The organism is Nocardioides halotolerans DSM 19273 (genome assembly GCF_000422805.1).
Taxonomy (GTDB): domain Bacteria; phylum Actinomycetota; class Actinomycetes; order Propionibacteriales; family Nocardioidaceae; genus Nocardioides; species Nocardioides halotolerans.
This window is the reverse complement of sequence record NZ_AUGT01000012.1, coordinates 137,078-152,784: the sequence shown is the minus strand read 5'-3', so window position 1 is coordinate 152,784 and position 15,707 is coordinate 137,078. Positions and strand designations below refer to the sequence as shown.

The following is a 15,707-nucleotide window of genomic DNA, read 5'->3' as shown; positions in this document are numbered from 1 at the left end:
GCGGAACTCTCGTCGCGTCAGCCATGGAGACTCTCCATCATTGCTGCGGCGATCTCGGACTCCGACAACCCCTCGGCCTCGGCCTTCGCCCTGGCCTCGAGCACCGTGCGGTAGTCGGTCGGCATCACCTCGGTGAACCGGGCGAGCGCGGCCGGCCAGTCGGCCAGCAGCGCGGCGGCGACCTCCGACCCGGTCTCCTCGGCGTGGTCGCGCACGAGCTGCTCGAGCTCGATGGCGCCCTCGCCGCCGACAGGCCCGAGCTCGACGAGCTCGGTGTTGACCCGCCGCTCGTCGAGGTCGAGCACCCAGGCGACCCCGCCGGACATGCCCGCCCCGAAGTTGCGACCCGTCTTGCCGAGGACGGCGACCCGCCCGCCGGTCATGTACTCGCAGGCGTGGTCGCCCACGCCCTCGGTCACGGCCCACGCGCCGGAGTTGCGCACGCAGAACCGCTCCCCCACGCCGCCGCGGATGTGGATCCGGCCCGAGGTCGCGCCGTAGGCGATCACGTTGCCGGCGATGATCTGCTCGTCGGCGTTGAACGTCGCCGCGCGGTCGGGCCGCAGCACGATCCGGCCGCCGGAGAGGCCCTTGCCGAGGTAGTCGTTGGCGTCGCCCTCCAGCCGCAAGGTGATGCCGCGCGGCACGAAGGCACCGAACGACTGCCCCGCCGAGCCGGTGAACGTCAGGTCGATGGTGCCGTCCGGGAGCCCCTCGCCGCCGTACTTCTTGGTCACCTCGTGGCCGAGGATCGTGCCGACGGTGCGGTTGACGTTGCGGATCGCGAGCTGCCCGCGCACCGGCTCGCCGGAGTCGAGGGCCGGGCGGCAGAGCGGCACGAGCTCGGTGACGTCGAGCGACTTCTCCAGGCCGTGGTTCTGCTGCTTGGTCTGCCGCAGGTCCTGGTCGGGGAACGCCGTGCGGTCGGGCGCGTGCAGGATCGGGGTCAGGTCGAGACCGGAGGCCTTCCAGTGGTTGACCGCCTCGGACACGTCGAGCGCGTCGACCTGGCCGATCGCCTCGTCGAGGCTGCGGAAGCCCAGCGCGGCCAGGTGCTCGCGCACCTCCTCGGCGACGAACTCGAAGAAGTTCACGACGTGCTCGGCCTTCCCGGTGTAGCGCTCGCGCAGCACGGGGTTCTGGGTCGCGACGCCGACCGGGCAGGTGTCGAGGTGGCAGACCCGCATCAGGATGCAGCCCGAGACCACCAGCGGCGCGGTCGCGAAGCCGTACTCCTCCGCGCCGAGCAGCGCGGCGATCACCACGTCGCGGCCGGTCTTGAGCTGCCCGTCGGTCTGGACGACGATCCGGTCGCGCAGGCCGTTGAGCAGCAGCGTCTGCTGGGTCTCGGCAAGACCGAGCTCCCACGGGCCCCCGGCGTGCTTGAGGGACGTCATCGGCGCGGCGCCGGTGCCGCCGTCGTGACCGGAGATGAGCACGACGTCCGCGTGCGCCTTGGAGACGCCGGCCGCGACCGTGCCGACGCCGACCTCGGCGACGAGCTTGACGTGCACGCGCGCCTGGGGGTTGGCGTTCTTGAGGTCGTGGATGAGCTGGGCGAGGTCCTCGATGGAGTAGATGTCGTGGTGCGGCGGCGGGCTGATCAGGCCCACGCCGGGCGTCGAGTGACGCGTCTTGGCCACCCACGGGTAGACCTTCTGGCCCGGCAGCTGGCCGCCCTCGCCCGGCTTCGCGCCCTGGGCCATCTTGATCTGGATGTCGTCGGAGTTGGTGAGGTACTCCGCCGTCACTCCGAACCGGCCGGACGCGACCTGCTTGATCGACGAGCGGCGCTCGGGGTCGTAGAGCCGCTCGGCGTCCTCGCCGCCCTCGCCGGTGTTGGACTTGGCGCCGAGCCGGTTCATCGCGATCGCGAGGGTCTCGTGCGCCTCCTGCGAGATCGAGCCGTAGGACATCGCGCCGGTGGAGAAGCGCTTGACGATCTCGGAGACCGGCTCGACCTCCTCCAGCGGCACCGGGTCGCGACCCGAGACGTGGGCGCCCTTGAACGCGAAGAGGCCGCGCAGCGTCATCAGCCGCTGCGACTGCTCGTCGACCCGGCTGGTGTACTGCTTGAAGATGTCGTAGCGGCCGGTCCGCGTGGCGTGCTGGAGCCGGAAGACGGTCTCGGGGTCGAACAGGTGCGGCTCGCCCTCGCGGCGCCACTGGTACTCGCCGCCGATGGCCAGCTCGCGGTGCGAGGGCGCGATGCCGCCGCGGGGGTACGCCGTGGCGTGCCGCCGGGCGACCTCCTCGGCGATCACGTCGAGGTCGACGCCGCCGAGCTTGGACGTGGTGCCGGCGAAGTACTTGTCGACGACCGCCTGCGAGAGGCCGACAGCCTCGAAGATCTGGGCGCCGGTGTAGGACGCGACCGTGGAGACGCCCATCTTGGACATCACCTTGAGCACGCCCTTGCCCAGCGCCTTGATGAGGTTGCGGACGGCGACCTCGGGCTCGGTCTTGACGTAGTAGCCCTCGCGGGCGAGGTCCTCGACCGACTCCATCGCGAGGTAGGGGTTGACCGCGGCGGCGCCGTAACCGATGAGCAGCGCGACGTGGTGCACCTCGCGGACGTCGCCGGCCTCGACCAGGAGCCCGACGTGGGTGCGGGTCTTCTCGCGGACCAGGTGGTGGTGGATCGCCCCGGTGAGCAGCAGCGACGGGATCGGCGCCAGCTCCTGGGTCGCGTGCCGGTCGGAGAGCACGATGATGCGGGCGCCGCCCGCGATCGCCGCGCTCACCTCGGCGCAGATCTCCTCGATGCGGGCGGCCATCGCGGCCCCGCCGCCCTCGACGTCGTAGAGGCCGCGCGCGATGTGGCACGCGAAGCCCGGCATGTCGCCGTCGCGGTTGATGTGGCGGATCTTGGCCAGGTCGTCGTTGGAGAAGACAGGGAACGGCAGCACGATCTGGCGGCAGGACGCCGGCGTCGGGTCGAGCAGGTTGGACTCCGGGCCGATCGAGCCGGACAGCGAGGTCACGAGCTCCTCGCGGATCGCGTCGAGGGGCGGGTTCGTCACCTGCGCGAACAGCTGGGCGAAGTAGTCGAACAGCAGCCGGGGCTTCTCGCTGAGCGCTGCGATCGGGGTGTCGGTGCCCATCGACCCGAGCGCCTCGCCGCCGGTGTTGGCCATCGGGGTGAGCAGAACGCGCAGCTCCTCCTCGGTGTAGCCGAAGATCTGCTGGCGGCGGGTGACCGAGGCGTGGGTGTGCACGACGTGCTCGCGCTCGGGCACGTCGTCGAGCCGCACGATCCCGGCGTGCAGCCACTCCTCGTAGGGGTGCTCGGCGGCGAGGGTCGACTTGATCTCGTCGTCCTCGATGATGCGGTGCTCCTCGGTGTCGACGAGGAACATCCGGCCCGGCTGGAGCCGGCCCTTGCGCACGATCGAGGCGGGGTCGAGGTCGAGCACGCCCACCTCGGACGCGAGCACGACCAGCCCGTCGTCGGTGACCCAGTAGCGCGAGGGGCGCAGCCCGTTGCGGTCGAGCACGGCGCCGATCTGGTCACCGTCGGTGAAGACGACGCACGCCGGGCCGTCCCACGGCTCCATGAGCGAGGCGTGGAACTCGTAGAACGAGCGCCTCGCGGCGTCCATCTCGCCGTTCTTGTCCGGCCCAGCGTTCTCCCAGGCCTCGGGGACCATCATCAGCACGGCGTGCGGGAGCGACCGGCCACCCATGTGGAGCAGCTCGAGGACCTCGTCGAACGACGCGGAGTCGGACGCGCCGGGCGTGCAGATCGGGTAGAGCCGCTCGAGGTCACCCGGGATCAGGTCGGAGGCGAGCATGGCCTCGCGGGCGCGCATCCAGTTGCGGTTGCCCATCACCGTGTTGATCTCGCCGTTGTGGGCGATGAAGCGGAACGGGTGCGAGAGCGGCCAGCTCGGGAAGGTGTTGGTCGAGAAGCGCGAGTGCACGACGCACAGCGCCGACCCGATGCGCTCGTCGCGCAGGTCGGGGAAGAACTCGTCGAGCTGCTCGGTGGTGAGCATGCCCTTGTAGGCGAGCGTGCGCGACGAGAGCGACGGGAAGTAGACGTCGGTCTCCTTCTCGGCCCGCCGGCGCAGGCAGTAGGCCATCCGCTCGAGCGCCATGCCGGTCAGCCGCTGGCCGGCCGCGGTCACGAAGAGCTGGGCGAACTGGGGCATCACGCCCAGGGCGGTCTTGCCGAGGCACTCCGGCTGGGTCGGCACCTCGCGCCAGCCGAGGACCGACAGGCCCTCCTCGGCCGCGATGTCCTCGATCTGGGCGCGGGTCTTGGCGACCGCCTCGTCGTCGCCGGGCAGGAACGCCGTGCCCATCGCGTAGGCGCGCGGCGGCGGCAGCTCGAAGCCGGCCTCGCTCGCGACCGCACGGAGGAACGCGTCGGGGATCTGCATCAGGATGCCCGCGCCGTCGCCCGAGTTGGGCTCGGCGCCCGCGGCACCTCGGTGCTCCAGGTTGCGCAGGGCGGTGAGCGACTTCACCACGATGTCGTGGCTGGCCTCACCGGTCAGGGTCGCGACGAACGCGACGCCACAGGCGTCGTGCTCGTGCCGCGGGTCGTACAGCCCCTGGGGCGGCGGGAACGAGTGCTGGTAGGGCACCGGCTCATCCTCCGTCGTCGTCGGGACCCCTCGGGAGGGGTCCGGTGGTGCATCGAGGTGGGTGCAGGGGACGACGTTGGCCCTGAGCTACGCGGTTCAGCCTATCAAGCAGGAGTGCCGGGACCCGATCCCGTTCCCGGGTCGTGGGCATCGCGGTCCCCGCGGCCGGTCTCCGCGTCGCCCTCCGGCTCCGTGCCCGCCGCGGAGCCGTCACCCGCCGGCGTGAGGGCGGGCTCGCGGCCCTCGACGTGCCCGTCGACGTACGGCGAGGCCTCCTGACCGGGGTGCCGGCGCTGGCTCACCACGAAGTACACGGCGGCGACCACGAAGAGCACGATCGAGGTCCACACGTTGAACCGCAGCCCGTGCACGTCGCTGAGCTCGACATCGTCGATGCGCAGCATCTCGATCCAGCCCCGGCCGAGCGTGTAGCCCATCACGTAGAGCGCGAGCATCCGCCCGTGCCCGAACCGGAACCGCCGGTCGAGCGCGATCAGCACGCCGAAGACCAGCAGGTTCCAGCCGAACTCGTAGAGGAACGTCGGGTGGAAGGTCGCCTGATCCTCGTAGCCGGCCGGCCGGTGCTCGGCGTCGATCTCGAGCGCCCAGGGCAGGTCGGTGGGCTTGCCGAACAGCTCCTGGTTGAACCAGTTGCCCCAGCGTCCGATCGCCTGCGCGACCAGCAGCCCGGGCGCCAGCGCGTCGACCATGGGCGCGATCCGCATGCCGCGCCGCTTGGCGGCGATCATCGCCCCGACCGCGCCGAGGAAGATCGAGCCCCAGACCCCGAGGCCGCCCTCCCAGACGTAGAGGATCTTCCACGCGCTGCCGCCGGCGCCGAAGTAGCGGTCGTGGTCGGTGGCCACGTGGTACAGCCGGCCACCGACCAGCCCGAACGGGACAGCCCAGACGGCGAGGTCCTGGACCTCTCCGGGCCGTCCGCCGCGTGCGGCCCACCGTCGCTCGCCGATCCAGATCGACGCGATGATCCCGAGGATGATCGCCAGCGCGTAGCCCCGGACCGGCAGCGGCCCGAGGTGCCAGACCCCGCTCGACGGGCTCGGGATGGAGAGGACGGTCACGAGTCTCCCAGCAGGATGTGGATGTCGTCGGCGAACTGCTTCGACGACGTGGTCTGGCTCCAGTAGATCGGGGCCTCGTCGGCGCTGTCGATGCCGGTCACCTGGGTGGTGTGCGCGTCGACGTCGTAGCCACCGCTCGGCAGCGGGTCGCCCATGCCGACCGCGATCGACCGCCCGACCGCGGCGATCTCGTCGATCGGGCCGGTGACGCCGACGAAGTCCTTGTCGATGTGGTCGAGCCAGCGCCGCAGCACGTCGGGGGTGTCGCGCTCGGGGTCGGTGGTCACGAACACCACGTCGACCTGGTCGCGGTCGCGGTCGTCGAGCCGGGTCAGCGCGGACGCGATGGTGGTCATCACGGTGCTGCAGATGTCGGGACAGTGCGTGTAGCCGAAGAAGACCAGCGTGAGCCGCTTCTCGGTGTCGTCGGTCAGCGAGTAGGGCTGGCCATCGGTGTCGACCAGCGCGTCCCCCGCGACGGTGAACGGCGGGTCGAGGACCTTGCCGGTGAGGTCGCCCGCCTCGACGTCGCTGCCGCCGCAGCCGGCGAGGGCCACCACGAGAGCGAGCGCGAGGGCGAGGACCGCCAGCGGGCGTCGAGGGGCCCGCGCCTCGTCAGCCACGTGAGCCCCGGCGCACGCCGTCCGCGAGGTCCTCGGTCAGGGCCGTCAGCGCCCGCAGCCCGGCCGCGGGGTCGTCGGGGTGGTCGAGCAGGGTCCGCACGAACGCCGAGCCGACGATCACGCCGTCGGCGCCGATGCCGTCCTTGGCGGCGAGCTCGGCGGCCTGGTCGCCGTTGCTGACACCGAGGCCGACGCCGACCGGCAGGTCCGTGGCGGCCTTGGTGCGGGCGACGAGCGGGCCCGCGAGCTCGCTGGTGGTGGCGCGGGCGCCCGTGACGCCCATGACCGCGGTGGCGTAGACGAAGCCGCGGCAGGCCGCGGTCGTCATGGCGATCCGCGCGTCGGTCGACGACGGGGCGACGAGGTAGATCTTGTCGAGCCCGTGGGCGTCGGCCGCCGCGGGCCAGTGCGGGTCGGCGTCCGGCGTGAGGTCGGGCGTGATCAGCCCCGCTCCCCCGGCCGCCGCCAGGTCGCGGGCGAACCGGTCGACGCCGTACCGCTCGACGGGGTTCCAGTAGGTCATCACCACGGTCGGCGTCCCCGTCGCGGCGACGGCCTCGACGGTGCGCAGCACGTCGGTGGTGCGGAACCCGCGGTCGATCGCCTGCTGCGCGGCGGCCTGGACGGTCGGGCCGTCCATCACCGGGTCGCTGTAGGGCAGCCCGACCTCGATGACGTCGCAGCCGGCGTCGACCATGGCCGTGAGGGCCTCGATCCCGCGCCGGACGTCGGGGAAGCCGGCCGGCAGGTAGCCGACCAGCGCGGCGCGGCCCTCCGCGCGAGCCTTGTCGAAGGCGACCGAGACCGTCACTCGCGCGCGGCCTTCCCGAGCCCGAACCACTCGCGGGCCGTCTCCATGTCCTTGTCGCCGCGACCCGAGAGGTTGACCAGCACCAGCCCGTCGGGGCCGAGCTCGCGCGCCACGTCGAAGGCGCCAGCCAGCGCGTGCGCCGACTCGATGGCGGCGATGATCCCCTCGCTGCGCGCGAGCAGGGCGAGGGCGTCCATGGCCTGCGCGTCGGTGATCGGCAGGTAGTCGGCGCGGCCGCTCTTCGCGAGGTGGGCGTGCTGCGGGCCGACGCCCGGGTAGTCGAGCCCCGCCGAGATCGAGTGCGACTCGATGGTCTGCCCGTCCTCGTCCTGGAGCACGAACGTGCGTGCGCCGTGCAGGACCCCGCTGTCGCCGGCGGTGATCGTCGCGGCGTGCCGCCCGGTCTCGACCCCGTCGCCTCCGGGCTCGAAGCCGTAGATGCGGACGTCGGGGTCGCCGAGGAACGCCGTGAACAGCCCGATCGCGTTGGAGCCGCCCCCGACGCACGCCGCGATGGCGTCGGGCAGCCGCCCGGTCAGCTCGAGGCACTGGGCGCGGGCCTCGTCGCCGATGCCGCGGGTGAAGTCGCGGACCATCGTCGGGAACGGGTGCGGGCCGGCAGCGGTCCCGAAGAGGTAGGCCGTGTGGTCAACGGTGCTGACCCAGTCGCGCAGCGCCTCGTTGATGGCGTCCTTGAGTGTCGCGCTGCCGGAGTCGACCGGCACCACCCTCGCGCCGAGCAGCTCCATGCGGGCCACGTTGAGCGCCTGCCGCTTGGTGTCGACCGACCCCATGTAGACGGTGCAGTCGAGGCCGAAGTACGCCGCCGCGGTGGCACTGGCCACGCCGTGCTGGCCGGCGCCGGTCTCGGCGATCACGCGCTTCTTGCCCATCCGCCTGGTCAGGAGGGCCTGGCCGAGCACGTTGCGAATCTTGTGGGCGCCAGTGTGGTTGAGGTCCTCCCGCTTGAGCAGGATCCGCGCGCCGCCGACCTTCTCGGTCAGCCGGGTCGCGTCGTAGAGCAGGCTCGGGACGCCGGCGTACTCACGCAGGATGGCGTCGAACTCGGCGACGAACGCCGGGTCGGCCATCGCCTCCTGCCACGCGGCGGTCAGCTCGTCGAGCGCGGCCACCAGCGCCTCGGGCATGAACCTGCCCCCGAAGTCGCCGAACCAGCCGCGGTCGTCGGCGTCGAAGGTCGAGACGTCGGTGGTCATGCCTTGATGCCCGTCATGGCGCGGACGGCGTTCTCGGGGTCGCCGTCCTTGACCAGGGTCTCGCCGACGAGGACCGCGCGGGCACCCTCGGCGACGTACCTCGCGACGTCGACGGGGCTGGAGACGCCCGACTCGGCGACGAGCACGCGGTCCTCCGGCAGCAGCGGCGCCAGCCGGCCGAAGGTGTCGGGGTCCACGTCGAGGGTCTTGAGGTTGCGGGCGTTGACGCCCACCAGCTCGGCCCCGAGCTCGACGGCCCGACCGGCCTCGGGCTCGTCGTGGACCTCGACCAGCACCGCCATCCCGAGCTCTCTCGCCTGGTCGTGCAGGCCACGGAGCGTGTCGTCGTCGAGGGCGGCGACGATGAGGAGGACCAGGTCGGCGCCGGCCGCACGGGCCTCGAGCACCTGGTAGGGGTCGACCACGAAGTCCTTGCGCAGCAGGGGGACGTCGACGGCGGCCCGCACGGCGCGCAGGTCGTCGAGGCTGCCTCCGAACCGGCGCTCCTCGGTCAGCACGCTGATCGCGGCGGCCCCGCCGGCGGCGTACCGCCGGGCCAGCGCGGCCGGATCGGGGATCTGCGCGAGGTCGCCCTTGCTGGGGCTGCGGCGCTTGACCTCGGCGATCACGCTCGAGCCGGGACTGCGCAGCGCGGGCATCGGGTCGAGCGGTGGCGCCACGTCGGCCAGGGCCGCCCGCAGGTCCGCTTCGGCGACCTCCGCCCGGCGCCGGTCCAGGTCGAGGCGCACGCCCGCGACGATGTCGCTGAGCACGTCGCTGCTCACGGACACGCGGTCCACCTCCTGGTCTGCTCGGGTCGGCGCTCTCCGGGCCCAAGTCTCGCACTGGGGTTTGCGCCGGTCGCGCGACGGTAGGGTCCCCGAGACGACTCACCACGACTCCGAGGGAGCCACGCATGAGCTACGACAGCCCGCCACCCCCGCCGCCGCAGTACGGCGCGCCGATGCCGGGAGCCGTGCCCGGCACGAACAAGAAGGCGATCTGGTCGCTGGTGACCGGGATCCTCGGTCTCCTGTGCTGCGGCCTCATCGGCATCGCAGCGATCATCCTCGGTCAGCAGGCCAAGAAGGAGATCGCCACGACCCGCGAGGGCGGCAGCGGCATGGCGACCGCCGGGTTCGTGCTCGGCATCGTCGCGCTGATCTGGATGGTCATCTCGATCATCCTGAGCGCGACCGGCAACTTCTACTACGACATCAACTAGACATCGTCTGATCGCACACCGGCTCAGGGCGCCAGCCAGGCCCCTGGGCCGGTGTTGCGCATCACGGTGAAAATCACCAGCACCGTGACGAGGGCGTAGACGACCGGCTTGTAGCGCGACCACGACAGCTGCCGCTGGTGGCCCCGCCAGCGGTCGACCGCCCAGAGCGCGAGGAACGCGACGGCGACCGGGATCAGGACCGTGACCACGATGTTGCTCGACAGGGCGGCCCCGAGGTCGCCGTGGGTCAGGTCGTTGACCGCCCGCAGGCCTCCGCAGCCCGGGCAGTAGATCCCCATCGCCCCGCTCGGGCAGTAGCCCCAGCTACCGCTCTCGTGGGGGTCGCGCAGGCGCAGCGCCAGCGTCGCGAGCGAGAGCGCGCCGATCGTGGTCAGCGGCGCGACCATCCGGCGCCCGCGGGTGGCGGGCGGCGCGGGTTGCACGAAGACGGCGGTCATGGCGGGTGGCGGCTAGCGGTCGCCCAGGCCCATCCGGTCCATCACGACGAACACCACGCCGGCGGCCACCGTGAGCCCGACGCCGACCCAGAACACGGGGTAGCTGACCGGGTCGAACATGAGCCCGATGCCCCCGACAGCGAAGCCGGCCAGGGCGATGACGACGGCGGTCCAGGCGGCCGGGGTGTTCCCGTGGTGCGCTGACATGGCCCGAAGTCTAGGGCGTCGGCGCCGGTCGCCCCACGCGCCCCGGGTTGCTGATCGATCAGCAACCCACCCGGGTGACTGATCGATCAGCAACCCACCCAGGTGACTGATCGATCAGCAAGGGGGCGCGGTCAGGCGGTGGGGTCATGGCCCTCGTCCATCGCCTTCCAGAGGTCGAGGTTCTCCCGCTCCTCGGCGGGCGGCGGCGACGCCGGCGCGGCGTCGGCCGGCGCGTCGTACCGGCGGCCCATCTCTGGCCAGCTCGTCACGAAGCGGACCGCCGCGAGCGCGGGCAGGACCGCGAGGGGCAGCGCCACCACCGCGGCCCAGAACCAGCCGGTCGACTGGGCCGCCTCGCACCCGAGGAGGCCGCCGCCCTGGCCGCCGCGCAGGTTGTCCTTCGCGGCGTCGAGGCCGAGCACGACGGTCGCGACCAGTCCGATCGCCAGCGCGACGGCCAGCAGCGAGGCCGCCCGCCGCACCCGGCCGCGGGTGACGAGGAGCACCCCCCAGGCGGCGAGCAGGGCCAGCGCCACCGCGGTGGTCGCCGGCGAGTCGGTGGCGATCCCCGGCGCGGCGGTGCACCGCCGTCCGGTGGCCCACGCCTCGTTGCCTGCCATCGCCGCGAGCCCCGCGCCGACCAGGCCCAGCACGACCACCGGGCCCATCGTGCGGCGCGCCGCCGGGTCAGCCACCTCGCGCGGCCTGCTCGGGGAGCAGCACGTCTGCGTCGAAGCACGTCCGCGTGCCGGTGTGGCACGCCGGACCCTCCTGGTCGACGGTGACGAGCAGCGCGTCGCCGTCGCAGTCGAGCCGGACCTCGCGCACCCACTGGCGGTGGCCGGAGGTCTCCCCCTTGACCCAGTAGGCCTGCCGGCTCCTGCTCCAGTACGTCGCCCGGCCGGTGGTCAGCGTGCGCGCGAGCGCCTCGTCGTCCATCCAGCCGAGCATCAACACCTCGCCGGTGCCGTGCTGCTGGACGATGGCCGCGACCAGGCCGTCGGCGGAGCGCTTGAGGCGAGCCGCGACGGCGGGGTCGAGCGAGGCCGGGGTGGTCACCCCACCATTGTCGCCGATCGCTGAGGGGCAGCCGGCCGTCAGGGTGCGTCGAGCCGCAGCCTCAGGAGCGTCGCGTTGCGAACCAGGTTCAGTCCCCGACCTGCGCCTCGAGGTACTCGACGATGGCCTTGAGCGGCGTGCCCTTCTCGAGGTAGCCGTCTGCCCCAGACGCGAGCACCTGCTCGCGCACCGGGCCCGAGAACGCCGAGAGCACGATGATCCGGGCCTCGGGGACGAGCTCGCGGATGACCGGCAGGGCCTCGATGCCGTCCATCACCGGCATCGCCAGGTCGAGGAGGACCACGTCGGGGCGCTCCTCGCGGACCACGTCGATGCCGGCCTGTCCGTCGCCGGCCTGGCCCACGACCTCCATGCCGCTGCGGGTCAGGACGATCGAGAGCAAGTCACGGATGTCCCGGGTGTCGTCGATGACGACGGCACGCACGGGGCGTTGACGGGTGACCACGACCATGCTCACCTCCACCACACCGACCCTGAGCTGCCACGGTGGCACGGATCGGAGGCCGCGGACCGGTCTCGGTCGAAACTGTGGTCAAGCTGTGCAGGTCAGGCGGCCCCGGTCTGGACCGCTCGCGAGACGTGCACGGCTGCGACTCCTGGGGGCGCTGTGGCTGCGGGCAGCGGCCCCGTGGCGCTCCCCTAGGCCTGGCCTACGTGCCTTGCTGCGCCACCCACGACGCGTGCAGGCCGGCGTAGACGCTGTCGGTCTGGGCCACCAGCTCGGCGTGGGGTCCGCGCTGCACGACCCGGCCGCGGTCCACGACCACGACCTCGTCGGCCGACTCGGCGGTCGACATCCGGTGGGCGATCGTGACCGACGTGCGGCCGGTCATCAGCCGTTCGAGGGCGCGGCCGATGCGCATTTCGAGCTGGGGGTCGACCGCGCTGGTCGCCTCGTCGAGCACCAGCAGGTCGGGGTCGGCGAGGTGGGCGCGCAGGAGCGCCACCAGCTGGCGCTCGCCAGCCGACAGCGACTCGCCGCGCTGGCCGACGCGGGTCTCGAGGCCGGCCGGCAGCGTGGCCAGCCAGTCGCCGAGGCCGAGCTCGGCGGCACTCGCACGGATCTCGTCGTCGGTGGCGTCAAGCCTGCCGTAGCGCACGTTGGCCGCGATGGTGTCGTCGAAGAGGAAGCCCTCCTGGGGCACCAGCACGACGCTGCGACGCAGCGAGGCCTGCGCGATCCGGCGTACGTCGACGCCGTCGAGCAGCACCGCGCCGTGGGTGGGGTCCATCAGCCGGGTGAGCAGCTTGGCCACCGTCGACTTGCCCGAGCCGGTCTCGCCGACGACCGCGACCCGGCGGCCGGAGTCGATGCCGAGGTCGATGTCGTGCAGCACGGGCGGTCCGCCCGGGTAGGAGAACGACACGTGGTCGAAGCGGACGTCGATCGGGCCGCGCGGCAGCACCTCGCCGTCGGCGCCGGGGTCGACCAGGTCGGCGGGCGTCTCGAGGATGCCGATCACGCGTCGCCAGCCGGCAATGGCGTTCTGGGCGTCGGTGAGGATCTGGGTGCCCATCTGCACCGGCCCGACGAACAGGGTGACGAGGAACGCGAAGGCCAGCACCGTGCCGGCGGAGATGTCGCTGGCCCACGAGCCGTGGTGGGTGCCGAGCCAGACGCCGATGATGATCACGCCGGCGTTGGCGAGCCCGGCCGAGATCCCGCCGAGGGAGAACGACACCACGGTGTACTTCTGGGCCGTCGTCGAGGCGGACTTGAACTGCTCGATCGCGTCGTCGATGCGGGCCTGGGTGCGGTCCTCGACGGCGTAGGAGCGGACCACCGCCGCGCCGACCACCGGCTCGGAGACGGCGGCGAGCATCGCGCCCATCTGCCGGCGCACCACGCCGTAGGCGGCCGACAGCTTGCGCTGGAAGTAGCGCAGCGAGAGGAACAGGGGCGCGAAGGCGACCCACACGACGATCGCGAGCTGCCAGCTGTAGACGACCATCACGATCGTCGCGATCAGCACCTGCCCGGCGCTGATGATGAAGAACAGGCCGCCGAAGACGAGGAACTGGCTGACCTGGTCGACATCGCTGGTGACGCGGGAGACCAGGGCGCCACGACGCTCGGTGTTCTGGGTGAGCAGGGGCAGGTCGTGGACGTGGCGGAACGCCTTGATGCGCAGCGTCGCCAGTCCGCGCTCGGAGGTGGTGAACAGCCTGCTGGTCATGAAGTACGACGCGAGGCTCGTCACCGCGATCGCGACGGCGGCGCCCACCCCCATGAGCACGGTGAACGAGACGTCGGGGCCGCCCGGGCCGTTGAGCCCCCGGTCGAGGGTCTGCTGGACCACGATCGGCACGATCACCTGGCCGAGCGAGGCGACGACCGCGAGCGCGAGGGTGCCGCGGATCCCCTCGGTGAGCTCGGGGCTCACCGCGATGCCGCGCCGGATGGTGTCGAGCGCCGCGATGTCGTCGCCGGAGTCCATGACGGTGCCGGGGTCGGCCAGCGTGGTCATCGGCTCACCTCCCCCGCCATCAGGTCGTCGCCCTCCGGGTCGCGCTCGCCCGGATCGGTGGGAGGGTGCTCGCCGTGCTCGTAGGCGTTGACGAGCCGTGCGTAGGACGCCGAGCGCGCGAGCAGCTCGGCATGGGTCCCGCGGTCGACGACGCGCCCGTCCTGGAGGTGCACCACCTCGTCGGCGAGCGCGATGGTGGCCTTGCGGTAGGCGACGACGACCAGCGTCGCGCCGGCGTCGACCCCCTCCTGGCCCTCGCGCAGGGCGGCGAGGATGCGCGCCTCCACCTCGGGGTCGACCGCCGACGTGGCGTCGTCGAGCACCAGGAGCCGCGGACGGCGCACCAGGGCGCGAGCCAGCGAGATGCGCTGGCGCTGGCCGCCGGAGAGCGACGTGCCGCGCTCGCCCAGCTTGGTGTCGAGACCGTGGGGCAGCGCGGCGACGAACCCGTCGGCCTGGGCCGCGCGCAGCGCCGCCCACACCTGCTCGTCGGACACCGCGGCGCCCAGGGTGACGTTGCCGCGGACGTCGTCGTCGAAGAGGAACGCCGTCTGCGGCACCAGCGCCCCGACCTCGGCGAGCTGCCCGCGGTCGAGGTCGCGCAGGTCGACGCCGTCGACGAGGATCCGGCCGCGGTCGGGGTCGACGAGCCGGGCCAGCAGGGCGGTGAGCGTGCTCTTGCCCGAGGCCGTCGCGCCGACGATCGCGACCGTGCGGCCGGGCTCGACAGTGAACTCGACGTCGTCCAGCAGTCGCTGGCCCGGCACGTAGGAGTAGGCGAGGTGGTCGACCTCGAGGCGGACGCCGCGGGACCCGGCCGGGGCGGGTGTCGCGCCGTAGGGGATCTCGCCGGTCGCCTCGATCACCCGGCTGACCCGCCGGAAGCCGACCACGCTGCGCGGGAACTCGCCGAGCAGCCACCCGATCGAGCGGATCGGGAACGACACGATCGTCAGCAGGTAGGCGACGGTCACCACGTCGCCCGCGACGGTCGCGCCGCTCAGGACGCGGCTGACGCCGACCGCCAGCACGACCAGGACGCCCACGTTGGGCAGCGCGGCGAGCGTCGGGTCGAACGCCGCGCGGATGCGGCCGGCGCGGATGTTGACGTCGCGCAGCTCGCGGGCCTTCGCCGCGAACCGGTCGGTCTCCTCGCCCTCGCGGCCCAGCGTCTTGACGACCATCGCGCCGTCGAACGACTCGTGGGCGATCTCGCTGACCTCCGCGCGCAGCTCCTGGGCGCGGGTCATGAGAGGGGACGCCAGGCGCTGGTAGGCGAGGTTGGCGACGATCACGGCCGGGAAGACGAGCAGCCCCACGACGGCCAGCACGAGGTCGGCGACGAACATCTGGACGACCGCGATCACCATCATCGCGACCGTGCCGACGGCCATCGGCAGCGGCGCGATCGGGCCCCACGCGGCCTCGACGTCGGAGTTGGCGTTGGAGAGCAGCTCGCCCGTCGGATGGCGCTGGTGCCACTCCATGGGCAGGGAGAGGTACTGGCGGGTGACCGCGCGCCGGCTGTGCGCCTGCATGCGGTACTGCATGATGCCGGCGCCCAGGCGGCGCGCGACGATGCCGACGGCGCGCAGCAGCGCGACGCCCAGGAAGAGGGCCAGGACCGCGACCAGCATGCCGGCGCCGACCTCGCCGTCGTCGAACGCCGGGAGCACGACGTGCTGGGTCGACCAGCCGAGCACCCAGGCGTCTGCGACGGTCAGCGCGCCGAACAGCAGGCTGCCGACGGTCGAGAGCGTGAACACCCACGGCTCGCGCTTGATCGCGACCCAGATGACCCGGAAGCCCTCGAGGGTGGTGGCTGCCCGCGTCGTCGCACCCGACTCGCTCACCCGACCACGCTCTCCTCGTCCGTCACCCTCCCGGGAGCAACCCGGGTGCGCCTGCAGGCTATTCCCGACCACCGACGGCGGACGAACTCAT

The 15,707-nt window shown here is 72.5% G+C and carries 14 protein-coding genes; 1 reads left to right on the top strand and 13 read right to left on the bottom strand.

The window, feature by feature from the left end; translation table 11 throughout:
• Positions 1–17 precede the first annotated feature (17 nt).
• The 6 genes from gltB to trpC form a co-directional block, all read right to left on the bottom strand.
• Complete coding sequence (gene gltB / locus G514_RS0103645) at positions 18–4,592, bottom strand: glutamate synthase large subunit (protein ID WP_028650652.1); 4,575 nt, start codon at positions 4,590–4,592, stop codon at positions 18–20.
• A gap of 104 nt (positions 4,593–4,696) precedes the next feature.
• Positions 4,697–5,674 (bottom strand): prolipoprotein diacylglyceryl transferase, encoded by a 978-nt coding sequence (lgt, locus tag G514_RS24685; protein WP_084151753.1) that lies wholly within the window; start codon positions 5,672–5,674, stop codon positions 4,697–4,699.
• The gene (locus G514_RS0103635; RefSeq protein ID WP_036563463.1) at positions 5,671–6,297 is read right to left on the bottom strand and encodes an SCO family protein; all 627 of its coding nucleotides are present in this window, start codon (positions 6,295–6,297) and stop codon (positions 5,671–5,673) included. The genes lgt and G514_RS0103635 overlap by 4 nt, the downstream gene beginning before the upstream one ends.
• Positions 6,290–7,108: a tryptophan synthase subunit alpha gene (gene trpA, locus G514_RS0103630; RefSeq protein WP_028650650.1), complete on the bottom strand. Its 819-nt coding sequence runs from the start codon at positions 7,106–7,108 to the stop codon at positions 6,290–6,292. The genes G514_RS0103635 and trpA overlap by 8 nt, the downstream gene beginning before the upstream one ends.
• Positions 7,105–8,325: a tryptophan synthase subunit beta gene (trpB, locus tag G514_RS0103625; RefSeq protein WP_028650649.1), complete on the bottom strand. Its 1,221-nt coding sequence runs from the start codon at positions 8,323–8,325 to the stop codon at positions 7,105–7,107. Before trpB ends, trpA begins: the two co-directional genes overlap by 4 nt.
• On the bottom strand, positions 8,322–9,116 hold the full coding sequence (gene trpC / locus G514_RS0103620; protein WP_169576292.1) for an indole-3-glycerol phosphate synthase TrpC: 795 nt from the start codon (positions 9,114–9,116) through the stop codon (positions 8,322–8,324). Before trpC ends, trpB begins: the two co-directional genes overlap by 4 nt.
• A 125-nt stretch (positions 9,117–9,241) precedes the next feature.
• On the opposite strand from trpC, the gene G514_RS24680 reads away from it, so the two are divergent.
• On the top strand, positions 9,242–9,550 hold the full coding sequence (locus tag G514_RS24680) for a DUF4190 domain-containing protein (RefSeq protein ID WP_036563462.1): 309 nt from the start codon (positions 9,242–9,244) through the stop codon (positions 9,548–9,550).
• Between the two features lie 23 nt (positions 9,551–9,573).
• On the opposite strand, the gene G514_RS0103610 is transcribed toward G514_RS24680, so the two are convergent.
• From G514_RS0103610 to G514_RS24670, 7 genes are all read right to left on the bottom strand, one after another.
• Complete coding sequence (locus G514_RS0103610; RefSeq protein WP_028650647.1) at positions 9,574–10,008, bottom strand: DUF2752 domain-containing protein; 435 nt, start codon at positions 10,006–10,008, stop codon at positions 9,574–9,576.
• A 12-nt stretch (positions 10,009–10,020) separates the two neighbouring features.
• Positions 10,021–10,215, bottom strand: coding sequence for an HGxxPAAW family protein (locus tag G514_RS0103605; RefSeq protein ID WP_028650646.1), 195 nt, complete (start codon positions 10,213–10,215; stop codon positions 10,021–10,023).
• 131 nt (positions 10,216–10,346) lie between these two features.
• Positions 10,347–10,910: a Trp biosynthesis-associated membrane protein gene (locus G514_RS0103600; RefSeq protein WP_028650645.1), complete on the bottom strand. Its 564-nt coding sequence runs from the start codon at positions 10,908–10,910 to the stop codon at positions 10,347–10,349.
• Positions 10,903–11,274, bottom strand: a complete 372-nt coding sequence (gene hisI, locus G514_RS0103595; protein WP_028650644.1) for a phosphoribosyl-AMP cyclohydrolase — start codon at positions 11,272–11,274, stop codon at positions 10,903–10,905. Before hisI ends, G514_RS0103600 begins: the two co-directional genes overlap by 8 nt.
• An 88-nt stretch (positions 11,275–11,362) precedes the next feature.
• On the bottom strand, positions 11,363–11,758 hold the full coding sequence (locus G514_RS24675; RefSeq protein ID WP_157544579.1) for a response regulator: 396 nt from the start codon (positions 11,756–11,758) through the stop codon (positions 11,363–11,365).
• A gap of 187 nt (positions 11,759–11,945) precedes the next feature.
• Positions 11,946–13,763: an ABC transporter ATP-binding protein gene (locus G514_RS0103585; RefSeq protein WP_028650643.1), complete on the bottom strand. Its 1,818-nt coding sequence runs from the start codon at positions 13,761–13,763 to the stop codon at positions 11,946–11,948.
• Positions 13,760–15,616 carry an ABC transporter ATP-binding protein gene (locus tag G514_RS24670; RefSeq protein ID WP_051246648.1) on the bottom strand — a complete coding sequence of 619 codons (1,857 nt, stop codon included), beginning with the start codon at positions 15,614–15,616 and terminating at the stop codon, positions 13,760–13,762. Before G514_RS24670 ends, G514_RS0103585 begins: the two co-directional genes overlap by 4 nt.
• Between the last annotated feature and the right edge of the window lie 91 nt (positions 15,617–15,707).